The 24408-nt window shown below is 73.7% G+C and carries 18 protein-coding genes and 2 pseudogenes; 7 read left to right on the top strand and 13 right to left on the bottom strand.

All coding sequences use genetic code 11. The features are described 5' to 3' along the window. Positions 1 to 138 precede the first annotated feature (138 nt). Positions 139 to 1779 carry an ABC transporter substrate-binding protein gene (locus ACFOYX_RS20215; protein WP_322440322.1) on the bottom strand — a complete coding sequence of 547 codons (1641 nt, stop codon included), beginning with the start codon at positions 1777 to 1779 and terminating at the stop codon, positions 139 to 141. 427 nt (positions 1780 to 2206) lie between these two features. Between ACFOYX_RS20215 and ACFOYX_RS20210 the strand changes: the two genes are divergently transcribed. Next, complete coding sequence (locus tag ACFOYX_RS20210; protein ID WP_322440321.1) at positions 2207 to 2941, top strand: PIG-L deacetylase family protein; 735 nt, start codon at positions 2207 to 2209, stop codon at positions 2939 to 2941. Between the two features lie 87 nt (positions 2942 to 3028). On the opposite strand, the gene ACFOYX_RS20205 is transcribed toward ACFOYX_RS20210, so the two are convergent. After that, positions 3029 to 3709 carry a response regulator transcription factor gene (locus ACFOYX_RS20205; protein WP_322440320.1) on the bottom strand — a complete coding sequence of 227 codons (681 nt, stop codon included), beginning with the start codon at positions 3707 to 3709 and terminating at the stop codon, positions 3029 to 3031. Between the two features lie 2 nt (positions 3710 to 3711). After that, entirely contained in the window at positions 3712 to 4980 is a 1269-nt protein-coding gene (locus tag ACFOYX_RS20200; RefSeq protein ID WP_109803451.1) for an ATP-binding protein, read from the bottom strand. A gap of 162 nt (positions 4981 to 5142) precedes the next feature. On the opposite strand from ACFOYX_RS20200, the gene ACFOYX_RS20195 reads away from it, so the two are divergent. The 3 genes and pseudogenes from ACFOYX_RS20195 (at position 5143) to ACFOYX_RS20185 (ending at position 8763) form a co-directional block, all read left to right on the top strand. After that, entirely contained in the window at positions 5143 to 6729 is a 1587-nt protein-coding gene (locus ACFOYX_RS20195) for a PspC domain-containing protein (protein ID WP_322440319.1), read from the top strand. After that, positions 6726 to 6909, top strand: a pseudogene (locus ACFOYX_RS20190) (hypothetical protein); the annotation flags it as partial. The gene ACFOYX_RS20195 and the pseudogene ACFOYX_RS20190, both read left to right, overlap by 4 nt. A 606-nt stretch (positions 6910 to 7515) precedes the next feature. Then, the gene (locus ACFOYX_RS20185; protein ID WP_322440318.1) at positions 7516 to 8763 is read left to right on the top strand and encodes a phosphatidylserine decarboxylase; all 1248 of its coding nucleotides are present in this window, start codon (positions 7516 to 7518) and stop codon (positions 8761 to 8763) included. Between the two features lie 58 nt (positions 8764 to 8821). Here ACFOYX_RS20185 and ACFOYX_RS20180 read toward each other — a convergent pair whose 3' ends face one another. The 3 genes from ACFOYX_RS20180 to ACFOYX_RS20170 form a co-directional block, all read right to left on the bottom strand. Further along, positions 8822 to 9736 carry a CDP-alcohol phosphatidyltransferase family protein gene (locus ACFOYX_RS20180; protein WP_322440317.1) on the bottom strand — a complete coding sequence of 305 codons (915 nt, stop codon included), beginning with the start codon at positions 9734 to 9736 and terminating at the stop codon, positions 8822 to 8824. A gap of 346 nt (positions 9737 to 10082) precedes the next feature. Continuing rightward, positions 10083 to 10982: an NUDIX domain-containing protein gene (locus ACFOYX_RS20175; RefSeq protein WP_322440316.1), complete on the bottom strand. Its 900-nt coding sequence runs from the start codon at positions 10980 to 10982 to the stop codon at positions 10083 to 10085. 136 nt (positions 10983 to 11118) lie between these two features. Then, positions 11119 to 12066: an NUDIX hydrolase gene (locus ACFOYX_RS20170; protein ID WP_322440315.1), complete on the bottom strand. Its 948-nt coding sequence runs from the start codon at positions 12064 to 12066 to the stop codon at positions 11119 to 11121. 144 nt (positions 12067 to 12210) lie between these two features. On the opposite strand from ACFOYX_RS20170, the pseudogene ACFOYX_RS20165 reads away from it, so the two are divergent. Then, positions 12211 to 12522: pseudogene (locus ACFOYX_RS20165) on the top strand (PspC domain-containing protein); the annotation flags it as partial. A gap of 97 nt (positions 12523 to 12619) precedes the next feature. On the opposite strand, the gene guaA reads toward ACFOYX_RS20165, so the two are convergent. Then, on the bottom strand, positions 12620 to 14173 hold the full coding sequence (guaA, locus tag ACFOYX_RS20160; RefSeq protein ID WP_322440313.1) for a glutamine-hydrolyzing GMP synthase: 1554 nt from the start codon (positions 14171 to 14173) through the stop codon (positions 12620 to 12622). A gap of 85 nt (positions 14174 to 14258) precedes the next feature. Further along, entirely contained in the window at positions 14259 to 15956 is a 1698-nt protein-coding gene (locus tag ACFOYX_RS20155; protein ID WP_322440312.1) for a GMC family oxidoreductase, read from the bottom strand. Between the two features lie 139 nt (positions 15957 to 16095). On the opposite strand from ACFOYX_RS20155, the gene ACFOYX_RS20150 reads away from it, so the two are divergent. Further along, positions 16096 to 17229, top strand: a complete 1134-nt coding sequence (locus ACFOYX_RS20150; protein WP_322440311.1) for an LCP family protein — start codon at positions 16096 to 16098, stop codon at positions 17227 to 17229. Position 17230: 1 nt separating this feature from the next. On the opposite strand, the gene ACFOYX_RS20145 is transcribed toward ACFOYX_RS20150, so the two are convergent. The 4 genes from ACFOYX_RS20145 to guaB all read right to left on the bottom strand — a co-directional run bounded on the left by ACFOYX_RS20145 (position 17231) and on the right by guaB (position 22961). Then, the gene (locus ACFOYX_RS20145; protein ID WP_322440310.1) at positions 17231 to 18694 is read right to left on the bottom strand and encodes a M1 family metallopeptidase; all 1464 of its coding nucleotides are present in this window, start codon (positions 18692 to 18694) and stop codon (positions 17231 to 17233) included. Between the two features lie 90 nt (positions 18695 to 18784). Continuing rightward, the gene (locus tag ACFOYX_RS20140) at positions 18785 to 20128 is read right to left on the bottom strand and encodes a M1 family metallopeptidase (RefSeq protein ID WP_322440398.1); all 1344 of its coding nucleotides are present in this window, start codon (positions 20126 to 20128) and stop codon (positions 18785 to 18787) included. A 122-nt stretch (positions 20129 to 20250) separates the two neighbouring features. After that, positions 20251 to 21369 carry a GuaB3 family IMP dehydrogenase-related protein gene (locus tag ACFOYX_RS20135; RefSeq protein WP_238454922.1) on the bottom strand — a complete coding sequence of 373 codons (1119 nt, stop codon included), beginning with the start codon at positions 21367 to 21369 and terminating at the stop codon, positions 20251 to 20253. A 29-nt stretch (positions 21370 to 21398) separates the two neighbouring features. Further along, the gene (gene guaB, locus ACFOYX_RS20130) at positions 21399 to 22961 is read right to left on the bottom strand and encodes an IMP dehydrogenase (RefSeq protein ID WP_109802952.1); all 1563 of its coding nucleotides are present in this window, start codon (positions 22959 to 22961) and stop codon (positions 21399 to 21401) included. Between the two features lie 196 nt (positions 22962 to 23157). Between guaB and ACFOYX_RS20125 the strand changes: the two genes are divergently transcribed. Further along, a complete protein-coding gene (locus tag ACFOYX_RS20125) occupies positions 23158 to 23568 on the top strand; it encodes a DUF5319 domain-containing protein (protein ID WP_109802951.1) in 411 nt (136 codons plus the stop codon). 30 nt (positions 23569 to 23598) lie between these two features. On the opposite strand, the gene ACFOYX_RS20120 is transcribed toward ACFOYX_RS20125, so the two are convergent. After that, entirely contained in the window at positions 23599 to 24402 is an 804-nt protein-coding gene (locus ACFOYX_RS20120) for a LuxR family transcriptional regulator (RefSeq protein WP_322440309.1), read from the bottom strand. Positions 24403 to 24408 lie beyond the last annotated feature (6 nt).

The raw sequence follows: 24408 nt of genomic DNA, 5'->3' as shown, positions 1-24408 counted from the left end.
TCCAGACAGGGGGCGCGTCGGACGGCCGACACGATGGCGACAACGTGCGAGGCGGATGTTGTAACACCCGCTCGCGGAACTGCCCCGGGCCGGGCCCACCGGATGTGGCGAGCCCGACCCGGGGTCAGAGCGTTCGGATCAGAGCTCGACCGAGGAGAGGTCCAGCTCGCCGACGTTGTTCAGCTCGAGCTTCTTGATCTTCTCCGAGTGGCCGGACTGCTGGCCGTAGAAGTAGATCGGGATGGTCGGCACGTCCGCGTCGACCTTCTTGAGGACCTCGGCGAACTGCTGGTGCGAGGCCTCCAGGCTCGGCGCGCCGCTGGCGGCCTTGGCGCCGGCGTCGACCTCGGAGTTGCTGTAGAGGCCGTCGTTGGAGGAGCCACCCTTGACGTAGAGCGGGTTGACCCAGTTCTCGATGTCCGGGTAGTCCTGCTGCCAGGCAGCGCGGTAGAGGCCGGTCATCTTGTGCGCGTTGATCTTCTGGCGGAACACCGCGAAGGTCGGCATGCCCTCGGCGCGAGCGTTGATGCCGAGGTTGGTCTTGACCTGCTGCGCGACGGCCTCCATCCAGTCCTTGTGGCTGGAGTCCGCGTTGTAGTAGAAGACCATCTCGCCCTGGAAGCCACCGGCCTCCTGGAGCAGCTGCTTGGCCTGCGTCGGGTCGAACTTGCAGACGCTGCAGTTACCGGCCGGGGCGCCCGGGGTGAGCGGGTTGGCCCAGCTGTCGGCCGGCTTCCGGGTGCCGAAGAAGATCTTGTCAGAGATCTCCTGCCGGTTGATCGCCAGCGAGACCGCCTTGCGCAGCTTCGGGTTCTGGAAGCGCTTGTCGTAGATCGGGAAGGCGATGAACGCGGTCGACGGGGTGACGGTCGACATGGCCCGGTCGCCCAGGTCGGTCTTGTACTTCTCGCCCGCGAGCGCGGAGGTCGGGATGGTCTCCATGAAGTCGAGGTTGTCGCCCAGCAGGTCGGCGTAGGCGGCGTCCTCGCTCTGGTAGAGCTTGACCGTGACGTCCTTGATCTTCAGCTTGTCGCGCAGGTTGTAGTCGTCGAAGCGCGTCAGCTTGATCGAGACGTTGTCCTCCCAGGAAACCAACTTCACCGGGCCGTTGCCGATCGGCTTCTTGCCGAACTCTTCCGGCTTCTGGGTGAAGAAGACGTCCGGCAGCGGCATGAAGGCGCTGTAGCCGAGCTTGGTCGGGAAGACCGCGGTCGGCGCGGAGAGGGTGACCTCGAAGGTCTGGTCGTCGACGACCTTCAGGCCGGACATCTTGTCGACCTTCGGGGTCGGGGCCTTCTGCGGGCCGTCGCCGTCCGGGTCCTCGGTGGCGACGTCGCCGTAGCCCTGGATGTCGGCGAAGAAGCTGCCGTTCGCGGCGCCGTTCGGCGAGTAGGCCGCCCAGTTCCAGGCGTCGACGAAGTTCTTCGCCTTCACCTCGGTACCGTCGTGGAACTTGGTACCCTTCTTGATCTTGATGGTGAAGACCTTCGAGTCCTTGGTCTCGATGGAGTCAGCCAGCGCGTTCTGCGGGGCCCCACCGTTGTTCGGGTACTCGACCAGGCCGGTCCAGAGCGAGTCGATGATCTTGCCGCCGCCGGTCTCGGTGGTGTTCGCCGGAACCAGCGGGTTCTCCGGCTGGACGCCGTGGATGGTGATCGCGCCGTCCTTGGTGGCGCCGGCTTCGCCGCCGCCACCCTCACTGCTCGAGCAACCGGTAGCGACCAGCGCGGCGGCCATACCGACCGCGAGGGCGCCGGTCGCCCGCTTCGAGACTCTCATACCGAGGGGCCTCCTCTTTCTAACCTGGTTCCGTCGTGGGTTCACGCACGTCTGGGGGGTGACGCCGCCGCCGACCCGAACCGCAGGTCGACGGTTACCGCAGGGGAAATCGGGACACCCCAGGGGTACCGATCCGCCGGGCACCACACTCTCGCCGGGCGACACCGCGCAGGGTCGACGGCCACGTTCCGCGACGAGAAGCGGCGTCACGTGGTCGGCGGGCCCGACGGGGTGCCTCACAACGAGGGTGAGGTGCTGCCACTGTGACACCCACCGGCCCATTACGTGAAGGTGCCGTTATCAAGCCGTTAGTTGCCCGCCACGTTGCCGATACCTGAGAAAAGATCATGAAACGCCCGAGTCGGACCTCGCTGAACAGGAAAGACGCGGTCACATGGGGCGAGCACGGCACGTACTCTCGGTCCCTGTGAGCTTCCCTGCCTCCGCTCCGGCACTGTCCGGCCTCCATCGGGCGCTGGCCGTATTTGCCCATCCGGATGATGTCGACTTCGGCTGTGCGGGCACCATTGCCGCCTGGGTGGAGGAGGGCATCGAGGTCGCGTACCTCATCATCACCCGGGGTGAGTCCGGCGGCTTCGACGACACCCCCCGCGAGGAGGTGCCCCGGCTGCGCGAACGGGAGCAGCGGGCCGCGGCGGCCGCGGTCGGGGTGCACCGGGTGGACTTCGTCGACGGCCACGCCGACGGGATGCTCACCCCCAGCCTCGCCCTGCGCCGGCAGGTCGCCGCGGCGATCCGGCGGTTCCGGCCGGAACGGGTCCTCACCAGCTCTCCACTGCGCCGCTGGGAGCATCTCGCCGGCCCGAGCCACCCGGACCACCTGGCGGTCGGCGAGGCCACCACCTGCGCGGTCTACCCGGACGCGCGCAACGCCTTCGCCTTCCCCGAGCTGCTGGACGAGGGGCTGGAGCCGTGGGTGGTCCGGGAGGTCTGGTACGCCGGCGGCCCCGCCCCGGACCACGCCGTGGACGTCACCCCGTACCTCGACCGGAAGATCGCCGCGATGCGGGCCCACCGCTCGCAGACCGCGCACCTGGACGTGGAGACCTGGGTACGCGGCTGGCTCACCACGGTGGCCGACAACGCCGGCCTGCCCGCCGGCCGGCTGGCCGAGTCGTTCACCGTGCTCCGCACGGAGTGACCGCGTCGGCTACCGACCGGCGAAGAGACAGACCCCGCCGAAGGAGACCGAGCCCTGGGCGGAAACGGTCACGACCGCCTCACCCGCTCACACCAGCCGGCGGTCCGCCGCCCACCGGGACAGCTCGTACCGGTTGGACATCTGGAGCTTGCGGAGCACGTTCGACACGTGCGTCTCGACCGTCTTGATCGAGATGAACAGCTCCTTGGCGATCTCCTTGTACGCGTACCCCCGGGCCAGCAGCCGGAGCACCTCGCGCTCCCGGTTGGTGAGCTGGTCCAGCTCCGGATCGGCCACCGGCGCGTCCGGCCGGGCCGCGAACGCGTCCAGCACGAACCCGGCCAGCCGCGGGCTGAACACCGCGTCGCCGTCGGCCACCCGGCGGATGGCGTCGGTCAGCTCGTCCGGCGAGATGGTCTTCGTGACGTACCCCCGGGCGCCGGCCCGGATCAGCCCGATCACGTCCTCGGCCGCGTCCGACACGCTCAGCGCGAGGAACTTCACCTGCGGGTGGGTACGCCGCATCGCGTCCAGCACCGCCCGGCCGCCGCCGTCGGGCATGTGCACATCCAGCAGCACCACGTCGGGCTGGGTGGCGGCGATCCGGGTGACCGCCTCGGCCACCGTGCTCGCCTCGCCCACCACCTCCACATGGCCGCCGAGCTCGGCGCGGACGCCCGCCCGGAACATCGCGTGGTCGTCGACGAGGAACACCCGCAGCCGCCCGCCCCGGGGCTGCGCCCCCTCGACCGGTCCGTGCTCGGCCATGGTCATTTGTCCCTTTCCGTCGCGGAGCCGGTGCCGGTGATCGGCAGGATCAGCCGCACCTCGGTCCCCTCCCCAGGCTCGGACCGGATCTCCGCCCGGCCACCGTGCCGCTTCATCCGCCCGATGATCGACCCTCGGACGCCGTGCCGGTGATCCTCCACGGTATCCGGGTCGAAGCCCTTGCCCCGGTCCCGCACGAAGACGCTGACCTGGTCCGGCTCCACCTCGGCGTAGAGCGAGACGGTCTGCACCCCGGCATGCCGGGCGGCGTTCACCAGCGCCTCCCGGGCCGCGGCGACGAGCGCGCCGACCCGCTCGTCGGTCTCCCGGTCGCCGACCACCACCGCCTCCACCGTGATGGCGAAGGTGTCCTCCACCTCGGCGGCGGCCTGCTCCAGGGCCGCGGCGAAGCGCTCGCTCGGTGAGCCGGTCGGCTTGTAGAGCCAGTTGCGCAGCGACCGTTCCTGGCCCCGGGCCAGCCGCTGGACGGTCTTGACGTCGCTGGCGTTGCGCTGGATCAGGGCCAGGGTGTGCAGCACCTGGTCGTGCACCATGGCGGCCAGTTCGGCGCGCTCCTGCTCGCGGATGCGCCCCTCCCGCTCCGAGCGGAGCTGGTTCCAGGTCCGCCAGAGCACGGGCGCGGCCACCACGCCGACACCGGCCAGCCCGACCAGCGCGAAGATCACGCCGTTGAGCACGGCGTCGAAGTTCTGCGCCGGCGAGTAGACCGCCGCCACGCCGATGATGCCGACCGCGACCAGCACGCCGCCGCCGATGAAGCGGAGCACGAACGCTCGGCGGTCGCTCTCCTCCACCACCGCGCCGAGCCACGGCACCGGCATCGACTCGCCCCACTGCCGGCGGCGCTCCGGGGCGGACTGGTGCCAGATCACCCCGGCGCCGACCGCGATGATCGCAACCAGCCAGCCGGCGGTGCCGGCCGCGCCCACCGAGTCGAAGACCATCACCTGGGTCAGCAGCACGCCCAGCCCGATCGCGACGAAGGGCAGGAGCTGGGCGAGGTCCCGGCGGGGCGGTACGGCGTCGCCGGGGCGCAGCGGGACCACCGCCCAGAAGGCCGCGTAGAGCAGCAGGCCCAGGCCGCTCAGCCCGAGCAGCACCATGAAGGCCACCCGGACGCGGACCACGGAGATGCCGAGGTGGTCCGCGATGCCGGCGGCCACCCCCGCGGCCAACCGGTGCTCGGGGGCACGGTAGAGCCGCGGCGGGGGTGGGGACACGGTGCTGCTGATCGGAAGCTCCCTGGTCATGGGACGAGGTACGGGCCGGTTCCGGCGCCGCTCCGATCGTCACACGGCCGGGGCGCCCCGGACCACGGGGAGGCCCCCGACATTCGGCCGGCGCGGATCTCAGGGTGGCGTCAGGGTCGGTTCCGGAGGACGCTCGGGCGCCCGGGGCAGCAGGATCGGAGCATGACCGAGGACGCTGCCCGTCCGCCCCTGCCCGGGGCGGCACCGCCGGACGGGCCACCGCCACCCACGGCGCCGGCACCGGCGCCCACCACCCAGGCCGGTTCGGAGCAGGGCGCTCCGCCGGCCGGGGACCCTGCCGGCGACCCGTCGTGGTCCGCCGCCGGACCCGCCGGCCCGCCGCCGGGCGCGTCGGCCGCCGGCGGCGAGCCGCTCGGCGATCCGCCGCCCGGGTACGCCCCGCCGCCCGGCGCCGCCGGCTTCACCTCGCGGTACGGGCTGGTCCGCCCCCGCGAGGGGCGCTACCTGGCCGGCGTCTGCGCAGCGATCGGCCGGGCCACGAACACCGACCCGGTGCTCTGGCGGGTGCTGCTCGCCGTGCTGGGCTTCTTCGGCGGCATCGGCATCCTGGTCTACGTGGCCGCCTGGCTGATCATCCCCGGCGAGGGGGACACCGCCTCCCCGGTGGAGTCGATGCTCGGCCGGGGCCGGTCCAGCATGTCCCCGGTGACCGTCATCGTGCTCAGCATCCTGGTCGCGGTCAGCTTCGGCTACATCGTCACCGACGCCTTCCGGGCCGTCCTGCTCGGCGCGGCCATCCTGATCGGCGGCGCGCTGCTGCTCAATCGGGAACACCGGGGGACGGCGGCGCCGGGAGCCGCGTCCGGCCCGCCCGCGACACCTCCCGGTCCCGTGCCGCCGGTGACCTGGCCGGCCCCGCAGATGTACGCCCCGCCCGCCGACGTCCCGGCCTCGGGCCTGCCGGCCGCCCCACCCACCACGGGAGCCGGCGCGGAGGCGCCGGTCTGGCCCGCCGCGCCGACGATCGGCGCGCCGGCCGGGGTGGCGGTCCCCGTACCGCCCACCGCGCCGCCGCCGACCGGCTACCGGGCGCCGTTCGCCCCCCGTGGCCCGTACGCCGGGCCGTACCCGCCGCCGCAGCCGCGGGTCCGGGCGCCCAAGCCGCCCAAGCGGCCGAAGGAACGCTCCCCGCTCGGCGCGGCGACGTTCTCGCTGATCTTCCTGGCGCTGGGCGTGGTCGCCGTGCTCGACCTGCTCGACGTCTTTCCGGTGGGCGCCGCCGGGTACTTCGCCGCGGCGCTGGCCACGATGGGGCTCGGGCTGCTGGTCGGCACCTGGTTCGGCCGGGCGCGCTGGCTGATCGCGCTGGGCCTGGTGACCGCCACGGCGCTCGGCGTCGCCACCGTCGCCGAGTCCTACGACCGGGTACGCGGCATCGACGGCGACGTGACCTGGGCCCCGACGGACTACCGCGACCTGGCGACCCGGTACGAGAACAACTTCGGCGACGCCGTGCTCGACCTGCGCGGCGTCGACTTCGACAAGAAGGAGACGCAGATCACCGTGGCGATCAACTTCGGCGAGGCGACCGTGGTGGTGCCGTCGAACGTCGACGTCACCACGGTGGCCGACGTCAACGCCGGTGACGCCACCGTCTTCGGCCGGCGCTCCGGCGGCATGGACGGCAACCTCCGGGAGAGCACCGACGTCGGCCCGGACGGCCCGGGCGGCGGCGAACTGCGCCTGCTCATCCACGTCAACGCCGGCAACCTGGAGGTGACCCGGTGAAGGCCCACCGCACCGACCTCGTCTCGCTCGCGTTCGGGCTGGTCTTCCTGGCCCTCTCCGTCTGGTGGCTGCTGGCCCGGATCCTCGGGCTGACGCTCCCGCCGGTGGGATGGTTCCTGGCCGGCGCGCTCATCCTGATCGGGGTGCTGGGCCTGGCCGGCGCGCTGCGCTCCGGCCGGCACGCCGACCGGGACACCGCCGGGACGGACGCCGAGACGACCGTGTCGGCTCCCTACGAGGGCGGCCCGGAGTGGACCCCGCCGGTCGCGCCGGAGGCCGACGAGTGGCGCACCGACGCGGTAGGCGACGACGCGGCGGAGGCGGTGGCGGACCGGCCGGTCAGCGGAGGGGCGGGCGAATCGCGCTGGTCGCCGTCCGCGCCGCCGACGGACCCCGGCACCAGCACGGATGCGACGACCCGGGAGCAGCCCACCGTCGACCTCGGACCGACGAGCCCCGGGCGGTCCACCGTCGGCGACGCGCCGGCCACCCGGCAGCAGCGGGCCGCCGGAGCCGGCCCGGCGGCGGGCCCGGACGGCGAGGAGCGGTAACCGGGCCGAGCGCGGCGGTGCGGGGCTCCTCCGGCGGCGCATATGCTGACCGGTGGAGATCTCGCCTCCGCCGGCCGGCCCACGCCGTGGGGCCTCGGCCGCGGCCGGGCCGCCACGTCGCCGGGCTCCGCCCGGACCCGGTGGTCCCGGTCGCCGAGCCTCGTCCCCGGCCGACCAGGTCGCCGTGGCGGTCCCACCGCTTTCCCGTCTCTACCCCGTCAGGAGCCCGTCCGACATGACCCAGTCCCCCGCCGTGCGCACCGCCGGCGCGTCCGGTCCGGTCCGGATCGGCGAGCGCGCCGCCCGTACCCTCGTCAGCGAGCTCGCCCGGCGCAACGACCCGAAGGCCGCCCTGCTGGTCGGCGCGGCTGCGGAGTCCGCGGTCCTGGCCGCGGCGATCGAGGCGCTGCTCCCCGGCGACCGGCTCACCGTCGTGCCGGCGGAGGGGTCGTCCGCCGCCGCGCTCCGCGAGCACGTGTCGGCCCAGGGCCGTTGGGTCGCCGACCGGGTACGCGTGGTCGACACCCTCGCCGAGGCGGACGCCGCCGAGGTGGTCATCGCCGCCGGGCCGTTCACCGGCACCGCCGACGAGGCCCGGACGGCCGTCGACGGGCTGTCGAAGTACCTGTCCGACGGCGCGGTGCTGAGCGTGGCCGCGCCGCTCTTCCGGACCGAGGGCGCCGGCACCGAACTGGATCGGCAGGGCGTGCTGCACGGCGTCCGCACCGACCTGGTGCTGCGCAACTCCCCGCCGGTCCGGGTGCACCACCTCCGCTTCACGCCGGCCAGCGCCGCGGTGGCCGGCCGGCTGGCGCCGGCGTACCGGCCCTCCAGCGTGCCGCTGACCCGGAGCATGCACATCGACTCGAACGGCGTCGCCGCGGCCGGCATCAGCCTGGGGCTGGCGGCGCTGGCCCGGGTGGCCCGCCCGAAGTCGAAGCTCTGGCTGCTGCCGGCGCTGGCCGCCGCCCCGGTGGCCGCCTTCTTCCGGGACCCGGAGCGGGACGTGCCGGAGGACCCGTCGGCCGTGGTCGCCGCCGCGGACGGTCAGGTCCTCTCGGTGCAGCGGCTGCACGACGAGCGCTTCGGCGAGGGCGAGTGGCTGCGGCTCGCGGTCTTCCTCTCCGTGCTGGACGTGCACGTCAACCGCGCCCCGGTCGCCGGGAAGGTGGTCGACTACTTCGTCGCCGACGGCGGCTTCGTCAACGCGATGAAGCCGGACGCCGAGCACAACGTGGCGGCGTACACGGTGCTGGAGACCGAGCACGGCACGGTGGTGGTCGCGCAGCGTACCGGCCTGATCGCCCGGCGGATCGTGCAGCGGGCCCCGGTCGGCGCCCTGCTGGCCAAGGGCGAGCGCTTCGGGCTGATCCGGTTCGGCTCGCGGACCGACGTCTACCTGCCGGCGGACGCCGCCGAGCCGCTGGTCGGCCCCGGCGACAAGGTGGTCGGCGGCTCGACGGTGATCGCCCGCTGGGTCTGACCGTGGAGACACGAAAAAGGGGCGCCGCGAGTGCGGCGCCCCTTTTCGATGGCTCGGATCAGGCGGTACGGCGCTGGTGCAGCCAGAGCAGCGGGCCGCTGACCAGGTAACCCACCACCACCAGGGCGAAGGTGAGCCGGATGTCGACCAGGGCGCCGACCACCGGGGCCAGCCAGAGCCACGGCGGCAGCTTCACCAGCCGGGCGAGCTTCGCGTACGGGAAGCTGGAGACCATCGCGAAGGCCAGCAGGGCCACCCCGCCGACCAGCACCAGGCCGGGGACCGGCAGCCCGATGGCCACGGTCAGGGCCAGCACGGCCGCCGCCATGGTGGTCGGTACGCCGCAGAAGAACCGGCCGTCCTTCGGCGAGACGTTGAATCGGGCGAGCCGGATCGCGGCGCAGGCCGCGACGAGGGCGCAGGCCACCGCGGCGGCGGCCGCCGACACCGAGCCGGCCAGCGAGGCGTAGACCACCACCGGGGCGGCGAGGCCGAACGAGCACATGTCGGCCAGCGAGTCCATCTGGGCGCCGAACGGGCTGGCCACGCCGAGCTTGCGGGCCAGCGCGCCGTCGAGACCGTCGAACACGACGCAGGCGATCAGGCAGAGCGCCGCGACCCGCACCTCGCCCTGCATGGCCAGGAAGATGGCCAGCATGCCGAGCATCAGGCTGCTCAGGGTGCAGCCGTTGACCACCGCGAACTTCATCCGGCGGGCGGCGGTGCGCTCGCCCGGCAGGAGCGGGATCGACATCGCCGTCGCGTCGTCGTCGACCGCCGACGTGGGGGCGAGCGCCGGGCTGACCGGCATGATGGCCTCGACCTCGGCGCGGTTGAACCGGCCGTAGCGGCGACGCTGACGGTCGGCGTAGCGGTGGTCCGGAACGACCAGGTCGGCGCCGGGGACGACGTCGTCCCGTCGGCCCACCCGGACCAGCAGCACCTGGCGGGCGAACGTGCTGCTGCGGCGCAACCGGCCCGCCCAGCGACGCCCTGCGGGGCGCGGACTGTCAGTCGTACGACGCCGGCGCCATGGGGCTCTCGGCACGTTTCCTCCATCACCGGATCGGCTGACCCGCCACCAGGGCGGGCTGTCCGGCTGTCTCGTGCCGGACCTTGCTGGTCCGGCAGCCCGTTTTGCGGAGTACACCATTGCACAAGGGAAAGGGGCTTGGCGATAGCTGCCGGCGGTACTTATAGCTCTCTTAACCGCACGAACCGCTCTCTTGTTCCCAACTCGGGCTCCATCGCCCGTTTCTTCCACCAATCCCAGCTAACGACTGTACCGGAGCGAGCCCAAGGCGCTCGGCGAGCGGGTGCTATCGACCTCGACGTCCGGTTGCCAGCGCGGCCACGTCGGTCAGCCGCAAGCCGTTGACCTGCTCCGGAAGGAACCAGGCGGCCCGGGCGGTGGACCCGCCGGCGAGCTCCGTCACCACCGCCTCGGTCGGGGCGTCCACCAGCACCCGGTAGATCACCCGCACCCCGTGCCAGTCCAGCGGCCGCCCCTCCGGCCCGAGCGCGGCCGGATTGTGCAGGTTGTCGACGGCCAGCAGCTCGACCACCCGGCCGAGCTGGCCGGCCTCCTCGACCAACTCGCGGAGCAGCCCGGCGGCCGGCTGCTCGCCGTGGTCGGTGCCACCACCGGGCAGGTGCCACTTGCCGGCACCCGGGTACCCCTCGGCGATCATGGTGAGCAGCACCCGCCCCGCCGGGTCGGTGACCAGCCCGTACGCGGCGAAGCGCTGCCGCCGGTCGGTGGGCGCCGGCCCGAACGGCGCCCGGGCCGTCCGCGCGGGCAGCGGGTCGACCGGCAGGCCGAGCAGCTCCGCGGTGAACGGCAGCAGCGGCAGCCCGGCCGCCTCGGCGGGGGTGAACCAGGCCGCCAGGTCGCCGGTCCGGTCGACCTCGTCCCGGAGCGTCCCTGCGGTGGGCGTGACGTCGAAGATGATCCGGTCGGTGTGCAGGGCGACCTCGAGGTCGGGGTACCGGGTCACGTCCGCCACGGCGTCCCGGAGCCCGGCCACCGCCACGGTCAGCCCGGTCTCCCCGGCGAACTCCCGCACCACCGCGGCCTCGGGATGCTCGGCGTGGTCGAGCCCACCCCCCGGCAGCTGCCACACCCCCGGAAAGTCCGCGGTGGCCGACCCCCGCACGAGCAGCACCCGCTCCCCGTCCCGGCACACCCCGTACGCGCCGATCCGCCGCCGCTCCTCCATCAGCCCCCTGCTCCCACTACCCGACCCACCGTTCCCGTCGATCATGAACCTATTGCCCGCCGGCACGGCGTGTCGGGGCAACAACTTCATGATCACCGGAAGGGCAGGTGGGTAGGAGCTCAGAGTGGGGTGAGGGTCAGAGGAGTTGGGCGGCCTGGACGGCTTCGGCGGTGACCTCGGTGAGGCGGTCGGTGGGGAGGGCGCCGAGCTCCTCCCGACGGAACCAGCGGGCCTCGCAGGTGGAGCCGCCGACGTCGGCCACGGTGGGCGGGGCGGGCTGGTCGACGACCACCCGGTAGAAGGCGCGCACCCCGTGCCAGTCGATCGGGTAGCCCTCGGGGCCGAGCGAGGCGGCGTCCCGGTGGCTGGCCACGCCGAGCAGCTCAACCAGGCGACCGGTCTGCCCGGTCTCCTCGACCAGCTCCCGGATCAGCGCCGCGCCCGGCTGCTCGCCGTAGTCGGTGCCGCCGCCGGGCAGGTGCCAGCAGCCGGCGCCCGGGTAGCCGTCGGAGACCCGGGTGAGCAGCACCCGCTCCTCCGGGTCGGTGACCACCGCGTACGCGGCGAAGCGCTGCGCCCGGTGCAGTCCGTCCGGGCCGGGCACCGCGTAGAAGGAGGGGAACTCGGGGACCTCCTCGGGCACCACGTCGGCCGAGGAGGCGGGGAGCCCCAGGGCGCGCGCGGTGAACGACCGCAGCGGCAGCCCCCGGGCCTCGTCCAGGGTCACCCAGCGGACCAGGTCGGTCGGGCGGTCCACCCGGTCGGTCAGCGTCCCGCCCCGCACCGAGACCGTGTAGAGCAGGCGGTCGGTGTGCAGGGTGATGCCGCGCTCGGGCAGCGCCCGCATGTCGGCGAGCACGTCGGCCAGCCCGGAGACGGCGACCGATATGCCGGTCTCCGCCGCGGTCTCGCGGACGACGGTGTGCTTCGGGTCCTCGCCGTGGTCGACCGCCCCGCCGGGCAGCGACCAGCTGCCCGGGGTGCCGGAGCGCTCCGATGCGCGGACCAGCAACACTCGGCCGTCTTGATCAGCACAAACTGCGTATGCCGCGATCCTGCGGAGCGGCTCCAGCAAGGTGGTCACGGGAGGCAATTCTCCCCGCGCCGGGTTACCTCCATCGAAAAGAGTCGGATTCCTGACTCATCGCTGGCGCCTCAGGGATCGATCAGGGTAGGAGTCCGGGCGGTCACCGAGGCCGTCCGCCGGCCGGCGAGCGACCGTGGGGACATGACCTCAACGAGCACCCCTCAGGCCCCGTACAAGCAGCTCCGCCGACCGACCACCGACCGCATGGTGGCCGGCGTGGCCAGCGGCCTCGGCCGCTACCTCGCCGTCGACCCCACCCTCGTCCGGGTGGTCTTCGCCGTCGCCACCCTGCTCACCGGCGGCTTCGCCGCGCTGGCGTACCCGATCATGTGGTTCCTGATGCCGGAGGAGCCGGCCAGCGCCCCCGCCTGGCCGCACCCGGCGGGCGCCGCGCCGGGCGGCTGGCCGCCCGGCGCCCCCGCGCCGCAGGGCTGGCCGCAGCCGGCCGCCGGGCCGACCGCGACCGGCGGGCCGGCGACGCAGCCGGCGGGTACGCCGGAGCCGGCGCCCCGGCCGCAGCCTCAGCCGCCGACCGCCGGGTGAGCCGGCGTCACTCCCACTCGATGGTGCCCGGCGGCTTGCTGGTGACGTCCAGGACCACCCGGTTCACCTCGGCCACCTCGTTGGTGATCCGGGTCGAGATCCGGGCGACCACCTCGTACGGCAGCCGGGACCAGTCGGCCGTCATCGCGTCCTCGCTGGAGACCGGGCGCAGCACCACGGGATGCCCGTAGCTGCGCCCGTCGCCCTGCACGCCGACGCTGCGCACGTCGGCCAGCAGCACCACCGGGAACTGCCAGACGCCCCGGTCCAGGCCGGCGGCCGTCAACTCCTCCCGGGCGATCAGGTCGGCCTTGCGGAGCAGGTCCAGCCGCTCCCGGTCGACCGCGCCGATGATCCGGATGGCCAGGCCGGGGCCGGGGAACGGGTGCCGCCAGACCATCGCCTCGGGCAGGCCCAGCTCCAGGCCCAGCGCCCGGACCTCGTCCTTGAAGAGCGTGCGCAGCGGCTCGACCAGCGCGAACTTCAGGTCCTCCGGCAGGCCGCCGACGTTGTGGTGGCTCTTGATGTTGGCGGTGCCGGTGCCGCCGCCGGACTCCACCACGTCCGGGTAGAGGGTGCCCTGCACCAGGAACTCGACGTCGCCGTGGGAGGCGATCTCCCGGGCGGCGGCCTCGAAGACCCGGATGAACTCCCGGCCGATGATCTTGCGCTTCTGCTCCGGGTCGGTCACCCCGGCGAGCGCCCCGAGGAAGCGGTCCTGCGCGTCGACCACCTTGAGCTTGATGCCGGTGGCCGCCACGTAGTCCTTCTCCACCTGCTCGGCCTCCCCGGCCCGGAGCAGGCCGTGGTCGACGAAGACGCAGGTGAGCTGGTCACCGACGGCCCGGTGCACCAGCGCGGCGGCGACCGCCGAGTCCACGCCGCCGCTCAGGCCGCAGATGACCTCCTTGTCGCCCACCTGCGCACGGATCCGGGCCACCTGCTCGTCGATGATGTTCTCGGGCGTCCAGGTCGGCTCGACGCCGGCGATGTCGTACAGGAAGCGGGTGAGCATCTCCTGGCCGTGCGCGGTGTGCCCCACCTCCGGGTGGAACTGCACCCCGGCCCGGCGGCCGGCCACGTCCTCGAACGCGGCGACCGGCGCGCCCGCCGACTCGGCGGTCACCGTGAAGCCCGCGGGGGCCTCGGTCACGCAGTCGCCGTGGCTCATCCAGACCGGCAGGTCGTCCGGCAGGTCGCGGAGCAGCACGCCGGCCTCGGCGCGGGCGTGCAGCGGGGTGCCGCCGTACTCCCGGTTGCCGGTCCGCGCGACCGTGCCGCCGAGCGCCTGGGCCATCGCCTGGAAGCCGTAGCAGATGCCGAAGACCGGGACGTCGGCGGTGAACATGCCGGCGTCGATCTGCGGGGCGTCGGGTGCGTAGACGCTGGCCGGACCGCCGGACAGGATGATCGCGGCGGGGTCCTTCGCCAGCATCTCGGCGACCGGCATGGTGTGCGGGACGATCTCCGAGTAGACCTTCGCCTCACGCACCCGGCGCGCGATGAGCTGGGCGTACTGGGCTCCGAAGTCCACCACGAGGACGGGGCGAGGCGTGCTCATGTGCAGAAAGCCTACCGACCGTCACCTCCGCGCCGGGCGCGGCCCGGCCGTCCGCGTGGCGCGTCCCGCCCGGATGTCGCGCGGATCACCCGCGCAGGGCGGCGGGGGCGTGCGCCGGGACCGCCGGGTGACGCGGGGGGACCGGCTCCACCCGCCGGTACGCCGCACCGAGCGGCGGCCGCGGATCCTCCTCGCCCTTGTTGGGCCAGCACGACATCGCCCGTTCCGCCTGGGCGGTGATCGTCAGCGACGGGTTCACCCCGAGGTTCGCCGAGACCGCCGCGCCGTCCACCACGTGCAGCCCCGGGTGCCCGTGCACCCGGTGGTACGGGTCGATCACCCCGTCGGCCGGGGTGGCGCCGATCACCGCCCCGCCGAGGATGTGCGCGGTCATCGGGATGTTGAACGGCTCGGTCAGCGCGCCGCCCGGCGTACCGTCGATCTCCTCGGCGAGCAGCCGCACCGCGTTGTTGCCGGCCGGGATCCAGGTCGGGTTCGGCGCGCCGTGCCCCGGCCCGGAGACCAGCCGGCGGCCGAGCGGGCCGCGCCGCCAGCGGGTGCTGAGCGAGTTGTCCGCCGACTGCATCACCAGGGCGATCACCGTCCGCTCGGACCAGCCGCGCACCGACAGCATCCGGACGGCCAGGCCGGGCTGCCGGACGATGCTGCCCAGCCAGCGCCGGACCCGGTGCGGCCCGCCGTCGACCAGCAGCGACTGGAGCAGCCCCATCGCGTTGGAGCCCCGGCCGTAGCGGACCGGCTCGATGTGGGTCTGCGGGTCGGGGTGGAACGAGCTGGTGATCGCCACCCCCTCGGTGAAGTCCAGCCGCCGCTCCCGCGCCTGCCGGCGGGGCACCGAGGCGCCGAGGATGGCCTCCGAGTTGGTCCGGGTCAGCTCGCCGAGGCGGGGCGACAGCGCGGGCAGCGCCCCGGTCGCCTTCATCTCGTGCAGCAGCCGCTGGGTGCCCAGCGCGCCCGCGGCGAAGACCACCTGGTCGGCGCGGATCACCTGGCGCCGCTTGCGCAGCCACGCGCCGGTGCGCTCGGTGTGCACCTCGTAGCCCTCGTCGGCGGTGGGGCGGACCGCGGTGACCGTGGTCAGCGGGTGGACCTGGACGCCGAGCCGCTCGGCCAGCCAGAGGTAGTTCTTGACCAGGGTGTTCTTGGCGCCGTGCCGGCAGCCGGTCATGCACGAGCCGCAGTGCAGGCAACCGGTCCGCTCCGGCCCGGCCCCGCCGAAGTACGGGTCGGGCACCCGCTCGCCGGGCCGGCCGATGTGCACGCCCACCGGGGTGGCGTGGAAGGTGTGCCCGACCCCCATCCGCTCGGCCACCGCCCGCATCGCCCGGTCCGCACCGGTCCGCACCGGGTACGTGGTCGCCCCGAGCATCCGCTTGGCCTGGTCGTAGTGGCGGGCCAGTTCGTCGCGCCAGTCGGTGATGTCCCGCCACTGCGGGTCGGCGTAGAACGCGTCGAGGGGCTCGTAGAGGGTGTTGGCGTAGACCAGCGAGCCGCCGCCCACGCCCGCGCCGGAGAGCACCATGACTCCCCCGCCGGCCTTCCGGTCCGCGGAGCGGAGCAGGGTGATCCGCTGGAGGCCGTAGCACCCGAGCTTCGGGGCCCAGAGGAAGCGCCGGGCCCGCCAGGAGGTCTCCGGAAACTCGTCGTCGGCGAAGCGCCGCCCGGCCTCCAGCACCCCGACCGAGTAGCCCTTCTCCGCCAGCCGGAGCGCGGTGACGCTGCCGCCGAAACCGGACCCGATGACGACCACGTCATACCGCATGGACGCATCATTACCGACGGGTAGCCATCGCGCCAGCGCCAGATTTTGGGGATCATGCAGGACGCTCGGTCGACCGGGCCCGCCGGTGGCAACCCCGGGCCCCCGTCCGAGCGTCGTTCCGTACGGGGGAGGAAGCCTGATGACGCAGGAGACCGCAAAACCACGACGGCGCTGGACGCTGGGGGTGGCCGCCGTGGTTGCGGTGCTCCTGGTCGCCGCCGGCGCGGTGGTGGCCGCCCGCCGGCTCTCCTGGTCCACCCCGGCACCCGGCCCGACGGCCGGCCCGGCCACGCCCACGGCGTCGGCGTCGGCGAGCAGCCCCGCCCCGGCCCCGGCGAGCCCCACCCCGCCGCCCGGCGCCGACCTGACCGGCCCGCTGAACTTCCTCATCGTCGGGGTGGACACCCGGGTCACCGTGCCCGGCTGGGAGCCGCACGCCGACGCGGTGCTGGTCATGCACGTGGATGCGGGGTTGAAGCAGGCATACCTCTTCTCGCTCCCCCGCGACCTGGTGGTGGACATCCCGGCCTACCCGAAGGCCGGCTACCCGGGCGGCCGGACCAAGCTCACCCACGCGATGAGCTACGGCAGCCGGGTCCCGGGCGACAAGGCCCACCCGAGCACCGCTCAGGGGTACGAGCTGCTGCGCACCACCGTCAGCCGGTACACCGGGCTGCGCATCGACGCGGGCGCGGTGCTCACCTTCTTCGGCTTCGACCGGCTGGTCGACGCCCTCGGCGGGGTGGACCTCTACGTCGACCAGCGGGTCGCCTCGATCCACCGGCGCCCGGACGGGCAGTACCGGCCACACACGGCCGGCGGGTACACCGGGCCGCAGATGGTCTACGAGAAGGGCAACCGGCACCTCAACGGCTGGCAGGCGCGGGACTACGCCCGACAGCGCTACATCGCCGGGGGCGACTACGCCCGGCAGCGCCACCAGCAGCAGCTGATCCGGGCACTGATCCGCAAGATCCTCGGTCAGGGGCTGGCCCGGGACCCGGACCGCGTCGAGCAGGTGGTCCGCACCCTCGGCAAGACCATGGTGTACACCGGCGGCGGGCGGCGGCTGGTCGACTTCGCGTACGCCCTCGGCGGGATGCCCGCCGACGGCCTGGTCCTGGTCGGCCTCCCCGGCGACGCGGTCGGCAAGGGAGGCGCCTACCGGGGCGAGCAGCTCCGCCCCGTGGGCCGCCAGTTCCTCGCCGAACTCCGCGCCGGCCACGCCGAGCAGTTCCTCAAGACCCATCCCACCCTGCGGGTGCGGACCTGACTCAGAGCGGCTTCGGCTCGGCGGGGCGCTCGGTGCCGTAGAGCCAGGCGTCGAAGAGCTTGTCCAGCTGCTTGTTCGAGACCCGCTCGGCGAGCGCCCGGAACTCGGCGGTGGTGCCGTTGCCGTTCTTCTTCTCCTCCGCCCAGGTGCGGAGGATGGTGAAGAAGGCGGCGTCGCCGACCGCCACCCGCAGCGCGTGCACGGTCATCCCGCCGCGCTGGTAGACCGACTCGCCGAACAGGTTCGCCACCCCCGGCTTCCCGGGCGGGGTACGCCAGACCTGCCCGGACGCCGCCGCGTACCGCAGGTCGAAGGCGCGCTGGACGGTGGACTCACCGGTGTGCTCGGCCCAGAGCCACTCGGCGTACGTGGCCAGCCCCTCGTTGAGCCAGATGTCCTGCCAGCGCTGGAGCGCGACGCTGTTGCCGAACCACTGGTGCGCCAGCTCGTGCGCCACCACCCCGGTGTCGTCGCCCTGCCGGAAGAACCCGGCCGAGTAGACCGGCCGGGTCTGCGTCTCCAGCGCGTACCGGATCCGGTCGTCGGCGACCACCACCCCGCCGTACGCGTCGAACGGGTACGGCCCGAACACGCTCTCCAGGTAGTCGGCCACCTCGACGGTCCGCTTGATCGACCGGTCCGGGGCGCCCTTCGCCACCTTGGTGGTGACCGCGCTGAACACCGGCCGTCCCTGGTGCTCGCCGGTGGTGACCCGGAACTTCCCGATCACCACCGTGCTGAGGTAGCTGGCCATCGGCGCGCCCTCGGACCACGACCAGGTGGTCCAGCCGCCCCGGGTGGTCCGCCCCTTCGGCACGCCGTTGCTGACCGCGGTCAGTCCCTTCGGCACGGTGATCTCGAAGTCGTAGGTGGCCTTGTCCGACGGGTGGTCGTTGACCGGGAACCAGGTGCTCGCCGACTCCGGCTGGCCGAGCGCGATCGCGCCGTCCGAGGTGTGCAGCCAGCCGCCCTCACCGAGCACCTCGTTGTCCAACGTGGTCGGCACGCCGTCGTAGAGGACCTCGGCGACGAAGCCGTTGCCGGAGCTGAGCCCGGTCGCCGGGGTGACGATCAGCTCGTCGGCGGCGCGGGCGTGGGCGGCCTGGACGCCGTCCACGGTCACCGAGCGGACGGTCAGCCCGGCCAGGTCCAGGTGGAACGCGGACAGGTTCGCGGTGGCGGTGGCCCGCACCGTGGTCGTACCGGTCAGTCGGTCCTTCGCCGGGTCGTAGCGGACCCGGACGATGTAGTGGGCGACGTCGTAGCCGCCGTTGCCGTAACCGGGGAAGTAGGGATCGCCGGCGCCGGCGGCGCCGGGTGCGAAGGTCCGGGCCGTCGTCGGAGAGGCCGGCGTCGGCGTCGGCGCGGTCCGCTCCGGGCCGGCCGAGCCGCAGCCGGCGAGCAGCAGCGTTCCCACCACCAGCAACCCGAGGCGCCGTCGCACGCCCCGCCGCGTCAGCGTCATCGTCTCGACCCTCCCGGGAACGACCGTGGGCGGCCCGGCCGCTCCGCCCGCGGCAGCCTACCGAGCGGCCCGCGGGCTCGCGGGCCCGCGTCAGGGCAGCGCCGGCGCGGTGCCGCCGACGAGCCAGGCGTCGAGGAGCGCGCGCAGCGGCCGGCCGGCGGCCCGTTCGGCGTACGCGACGAAGTCGGCGGTGGTGGCGGTGCCGTCCCGGCGCTCGGTCGTCCAGCCGCGCAGGATGCGGAAGAAGGTGTCGTCGCCGACCGCGCGGCGCAGCGCGTGCACGGCCAGCGCCCCCCGCTGGTAGACGGCGTCGCCGAACATCGCCGGCCGGCCCGGGTCGACCGACGGCCGGGTCCAGTCGGTGGCCGCGTACTGGGTGGCGAAGCTCCGGGCCAGGGTGCGGCTGCCGTCGTGCTCGGTCCAGAGCCATTCGGCGTACGTGGCGAAGCCCTCGTTGAGCCAGATGTCGCTCCACCGGGCCACCGAGACACTGTCGCCGAACCACTGGTGGGCCAGCTCGTGGGCGACCACCTCGGTGTCGGGCCGGCCGCCCCGGAAGAAGCCCGGCCCGTAGACCGGCCGGGACTGGGTCTCCAGGGCGTACCGGATGCGGTCGTCGGCGACCGCGATGCCGCCGTACGCGTCGAACGGGTACGGGCCGAAGAGGCTTGCCAGGAAGTCCACGATCTCGCCGGTGCGGGCGAGCGAGGCGGCGGCCGGCCCGTCCGCCGGCAGCCCGGCGGCCACCGCCGTGACCATCGGCTTCCCGGCGTGGCTGCCGGTCGACACCCGGTAGTTCCCGATCACCAGCGTGGTCAGGTAGCTGGCCATCGGCGAGCCCTCGGACCAGCTCCAGGTGGTCCATCCGTCCCGGCTCGCCCGGGACCGCAGCACCCCGTTGCTCAGCGCGGCGAGCCCGTCCGGGACGGTCACCTCGATGTCGTAGGTGGCCTTGTCGGAGGGGTGGTCGTCGACCGGGAACCAGGTGCTCGCCGACTCCGGCTGGCCGAGCGCGATCGCGCCGTCCCCGGTGGCGTGGAAGCCGCCGCTGCCCAGCTCGCCGCTGGGCAGCGGCTGCGGCACCCCGGCGTACGTCACCTCGGTGGTGAAGGACTTCCCGGACGCCAGACCGTGGGCGGGGGTGACGACGAGTTCGTTGCCGTCGCGGCGGTGCCGAGCCGGTGCGCCGTCGACGCGGACCCGGTCGACGGCGAGGCCGGCGAGGTCGAGGTTGAACCGGGACAGCCCGGCGGTCGCGGTGGCGGTGATCGTCGCCTCGCCGGTGAGCCGGTCGCTGCCCGGGTCGTAGCGGACCTTCAGCCGGTAGTGCGCGACGTCGTACCCGCCGTTGCCCGCCCCGGGCACGTACGGGTCCCCCGCGTCGGCCGCCCCGGCCCGGAACCGCCCGTCGTCGCCGCGGGTGCAGCCGCCCATCAGCAGCGCCACGACCAGCGCCGCCGCGTACCACCGCCCGCGGGTCACCCGCCGAGCGTAGAGGCGCGACGGCGCGGGTGGGACCGGAATCCACACCCGCGCCGTGGTTCGCTCGCGCCGCCTCAGCGGTCGAGGACGAGGCCGACCTTCTGGAACTCCTTGAGGTCCCGGTAGCCGCACTTGGCCATCGCCCGGCGCAGGCCGCCGAAGAGGTTGAGCTGGCCGTCCGGCTCGTCCGCCGGGCCGAAGAGGAGCCGCTCCATCGAGCCGAGCGGCTCGCCGGCCACCTCGAACGCGCCCCGGGGCAGCGACGGGTGGCTGGCGGCCGAGTGCCACCAGGCGCCGCCGGCGGGGGCCTCCTCGCAGAGCGAGAGCGCCTCGCCGAGCATCACCGCGTCCGCGCCGCAGCCCAGCGCCTTGGCGATGTCGCCGGAGGTCTGGATGTCACCGTCGGCGATCAGGTGCACGTACCGGCCACCGGTCTCGTCCAGGTAGTCCCGGCGGGCCGCCGCCGCGTCGGCGATCGCGGTCGCCATCGGCACCCGGATGCCGAGCACCGACTCGGTGGTGGACCAGTCGTCGCCGCCGATGCCGACGATCACGCCGGCCGCGCCGGTCCGCATCAGGTGCAGCGCCGTCTTGTAGTCGGTGCAGCCGCCGACGATGACCGGCAGGTCGAGGTCGGCGATGAACTCCTTGAGGTTGAGCGGCTCGTCGGTGGTGGAGACGTGCTCGGCGGAGACGATGGTGCCCTGGATGACCAGGATGTCCACGCCGGCGTCGAGGATCACCGGGGCGAGCGCCAGGGTGTGCTGCGGGGAGACCCGGACGGCCACCGTGCCGCCGCCGGCCCGCAGCTCGCGGACCCGCTCGGCGATCAGATCGGGACGGATCGGCTCGGCGTACACCTCCTGGAGCCGCTTGGTGGCGCGGGCGTCCTCGTCGAGGCCGGCCAGCTCCTCCAGCACCTTCGCCGGGTTCTCGTACCGGGTCCAGAGGCCCTCGACGTTGAGCACGCCGAGACCGCCGAGCTGGCCGAGCCGGACGGCGGACGAGGGGCTCATCGTCGCGTCGGAGGGGTGCCCGACGCAGGGGATGCCGAACTGGTACGCGTCGAGCTGCCAGGCCGTGGAGACGTCGTCGACGTCCCGGGTCCGGCGGCTCGGCACGATGGCGATGTCGTCCAGGTGGTAGCCGCGCTGCGCGGTCTTGCCCAGCCCGATCTCGACCACGTCACGCATGGGGGACTCCAGGTGTTTGGGGGTGTTGGTCAACGGGAGTGGTAGTTCGGCGCCTCGACCGTCATCTGGATGTCGTGCGGGTGGCTCTCCTTCAGGCCGGCCGCGGTGATCCGGATGAGCTGGCCACGCCGGTGCAGCTCGGGGATGCTCTCCGCGCCGACGTAGCCCATGGCGGCCCGCAGCCCGCCGATGAGCTGGTGGGCGACCGCGGACAGCGGGCCCCGGTAGGGCACCTGACCCTCGACGCCCTCGGGGACCAGCTTGTCCTCGGCGAGCACGTCCTGCTGGAAGTAGCGGTCCTTGGAGTAGGACTTGCCCTGGCCGCGGGACTGCATCGCGCCGAGCGAGCCCATCCCCCGGTACGCCTTGTACTGCTTGCCGTTGATGAAGATCAGCTCGCCGGGGCTCTCCTCGCAGCCGGCCAGCAGGCTGCCGAGCATCACCGTGTCGGCGCCGGCCACCAGCGCCTTGGCGATGTCGCCCGAGTACTGGATGCCGCCGTCACCGATGACCGGCACGCCGGCCGGGCGGGCGGCGCGGGCCGCCTCCATGATCGCGGTGATCTGCGGCACGCCCACCCCGGCGACGATCCGGGTGGTGCAGATCGCGCCCGGGCCGACACCCACCTTGATGCCGTCGGCGCCCGCCTCGACCAGCGCCTTCGCGCCGGCGTACGTGGCAACGTTGCCGCCGACGATGTCGATGGCGACGTCGGCCTTGAGCTGGCGGACCATGTCCAGCACGGCCCGCTGGTGCCCGTGCGCGGTGTCCACGATGAGCACGTCCACGCCCGCGTCGACCAGCGTGCGGGCCCGCTTGTACGCGTCCTCGCCGACACCGACCGCGGCGGCGACCCGGAGCCGGCCGGCGGAGTCCTTGGTGGCGTTCGGGTACTGCTCGCTCTTGGTGAAGTCCTTCACCGTGATCAGGCCACGCAGCCGGCCCGAGTCGTCGACGATCGGCAGCTTCTCCACCTTGTGCCGGCGCAGCAGGTCGAGCGCGTCGTCCTTGCTCACCCCGACCGGGGCGGTGATCAGCGGCGGACGGGTCATGATCTCGCGGACCGGGGTGGCCGGGTCGGAGACGAAACGCATGTCGCGGTTGGTGACGATGCCGACCAGCCCGCCGTCGGCGTCCACCACCGGCACGCCGGAGATGCGGTACCGCCCGCAGAGCTCGTCGACGTCCCGGAGGGTGTCGTCCGGGCTGGCGGTGACCGGGTTGGTGATCATGCCGGACTCGGAGCGCTTCACCAGGTCGACCTGGAGCGCCTGGTCCTCGAGGGACAGGTTGCGGTGCAGCACGCCGATGCCGCCCTGCCGGGCCATGGCGATCGCCATCCGGGCCTCGGTGACGGTGTCCATCGCGCTGGAGAGCAGCGGCACGGTCAGCTCGACGTTCCGGGTGAGCCTCGTACGGGTGTTGACCCGGCTGGGCACGACGTCCGACTCGCCCGGCTGGAGCAGCACGTCGTCGAAGGTCAGCCCGAGCGGCACCACCCGCGCGGAGCCGGCGGGCAGCTCCGGCAGGTGACCGCCCAGCTCGCCGTTGTCGGCGCCGGCCGGAAGATCGGTGCTGGGCGAATTTTCCACGATTGCTCTCCTGAGCTGCTCGGACGGGCTTCAGCGAGGCGGCGCGCGCGGGCACCGGCGCACGCCAAGGTGACGGCGCGTCGCTTCATCGTACCCATTGAGCTGGCCCGGCCCCGGCAGCGGCAGCGCGGCCGGGCGGCGCCCCCGTGAGCGCCGGGGGCGGACTTCCCCCGCCGGTTGGGACTACGGTGAGGGGGTGCACGACGAGCCCATCGACCCGTTCAACGGCGACCCGGCCGATCCGACCGCCGGGCTGCAGGATCCGCGCGAGGACGACCCGCTGGACCCGCTGACCGAGGTCGAGCGCCAGGACGTCCTGGAGGATCTCGCCGACCTGGAGATCTACCAGGCCCTGCTGGCGCCGATCGGGGTGCGCGGGCTGGTCATCGAGTGCGAGGACTGCCGCGAGCCGCACTACTTCGACTGGGACCTGCTCCGGGGCAACCTGCGCCACCTGCTCAGCTCCGGCCGGCCCCGGGTGCACGAGCCGGCCTACGACCCGGACCCGGACCACTACGTCACCTGGGACTACGCCCGCGGCTACGCCGACGGCGTGCACGACACGCTGACCGAGGGCACCGAGGAGGACGACGCGGCGGACGCCTGAGCCGCCGGGCCGGGCCGGCGGTAGGGCGGCTCAGGCCACCAGTCCGGCCCGGAAGCCGGCGGCCACGGCGTGCGCCCGGTCCCGGGCGCCGAGCTTGCGGAACAGCCGCCGGGCGTGGGTCTTGACGGTGTCCTCGGAGACGAACAGCTCTCGGCCGATCTCCGCGTTGCTCTTCCCCTCGGCCATGCCGAGCAGCACCTGGAGCTCCCGTTCGGTCAGCCCGACAGGGGTGCGGCCGCCGCGCGCGCCCGACCCGGCGCGCTGCGGGCCGCCCGCCGGCGCGGGTTCCGGCTCGGCCTCGTCGTCGCCGCGCTGCACCGGCACCACGGTCGGCACGCCGCCTGTTCCCTCCCCCGGGACCGTCGTCCAGCCGGACGCCGGCCGCCCCGGCGCCGCGGACCGTACCGGCCCGCCGACGGAGGCGGCGTCCCGGGCCGGGTCGGTGACCCGGTGCCGGGCCGGTCGTCCGGGCGCCGCGAGCAGCAGCAGCGCCTTGGCCACCGCGCTGGTGAGGTCGTGGTCGGCGCCCTGGATCAGCCCCCGCGCCCCGGCGCTGATGGTGGCCGCGGCCGCCTCCGACTCCTCGGTGCCGAGCAGCAGCACGGCGGCCTGGGGCGCCCGGGCGAGCACCCGGCGCACGAAGCCGGCGCTGTCCGGTCGGGTGAGCGCGGTGTCGGCGAGCACGACGTCCACCGGACGCTCGGCGAGCCGCAACATCACCTCGGGATCGGAGACGGCGGTCCGGACGATCGCGGACAGTCCGAGTCGGGCCGCCGCGGAGGTCAGCTGCTGGGCCGCGGTCGGTGTCCGAACGCACACGAGAACGGTACGCACAGTGGT

The sequence above is a fragment of the Micromonospora sp. GCM10011541 genome (genome assembly GCF_042650725.1).
Classification (GTDB): Bacteria; Actinomycetota; Actinomycetes; order Mycobacteriales; family Micromonosporaceae; genus Micromonospora; species Micromonospora sicca.
Note: the sequence above shows the minus strand (reverse complement) of the source record. Positions and strands in the feature narration are given on the sequence as shown.

Excerpts from the sequence above, each read along its gene's own strand:
- ACFOYX_RS20175 (WP_322440316.1), bottom strand. The coding sequence starts at position 10,982 with ATGGAGGAGCGGCGGCGGATCGGCGCGTACGGGGTGTGCCGGGACGGG.
- ACFOYX_RS20135 (WP_238454922.1), bottom strand. The coding sequence starts at position 21,369 with ATGCGTGACGTGGTCGAGATCGGGCTGGGCAAGACCGCGCAGCGCGGC.
- ACFOYX_RS20205 (WP_322440320.1), bottom strand. The coding sequence starts at position 3,709 with ATGGCCGAGCACGGACCGGTCGAGGGGGCGCAGCCCCGGGGCGGGCGG.
- ACFOYX_RS20215 (WP_322440322.1), bottom strand. The coding sequence starts at position 1,779 with ATGAGAGTCTCGAAGCGGGCGACCGGCGCCCTCGCGGTCGGTATGGCC.
- ACFOYX_RS20145 (WP_322440310.1), bottom strand. The coding sequence starts at position 18,694 with ATGACGCTGACGCGGCGGGGCGTGCGACGGCGCCTCGGGTTGCTGGTG.
- guaA (WP_322440313.1), bottom strand. The coding sequence starts at position 14,173 with ATGAGCACGCCTCGCCCCGTCCTCGTGGTGGACTTCGGAGCCCAGTAC.
- ACFOYX_RS20150 (WP_322440311.1), top strand. The coding sequence starts at position 16,096 with ATGACGCAGGAGACCGCAAAACCACGACGGCGCTGGACGCTGGGGGTG.
- ACFOYX_RS20155 (WP_322440312.1), bottom strand. The coding sequence starts at position 15,956 with ATGCGGTATGACGTGGTCGTCATCGGGTCCGGTTTCGGCGGCAGCGTC.
- ACFOYX_RS20140 (WP_322440398.1), bottom strand. The coding sequence starts at position 20,128 with ATGGGCGGCTGCACCCGCGGCGACGACGGGCGGTTCCGGGCCGGGGCG.
- ACFOYX_RS20200 (WP_109803451.1), bottom strand. The coding sequence starts at position 4,980 with ATGACCAGGGAGCTTCCGATCAGCAGCACCGTGTCCCCACCCCCGCCG.
- ACFOYX_RS20185 (WP_322440318.1), top strand. The coding sequence starts at position 7,516 with ATGACCCAGTCCCCCGCCGTGCGCACCGCCGGCGCGTCCGGTCCGGTC.
- ACFOYX_RS20195 (WP_322440319.1), top strand. The coding sequence starts at position 5,143 with ATGACCGAGGACGCTGCCCGTCCGCCCCTGCCCGGGGCGGCACCGCCG.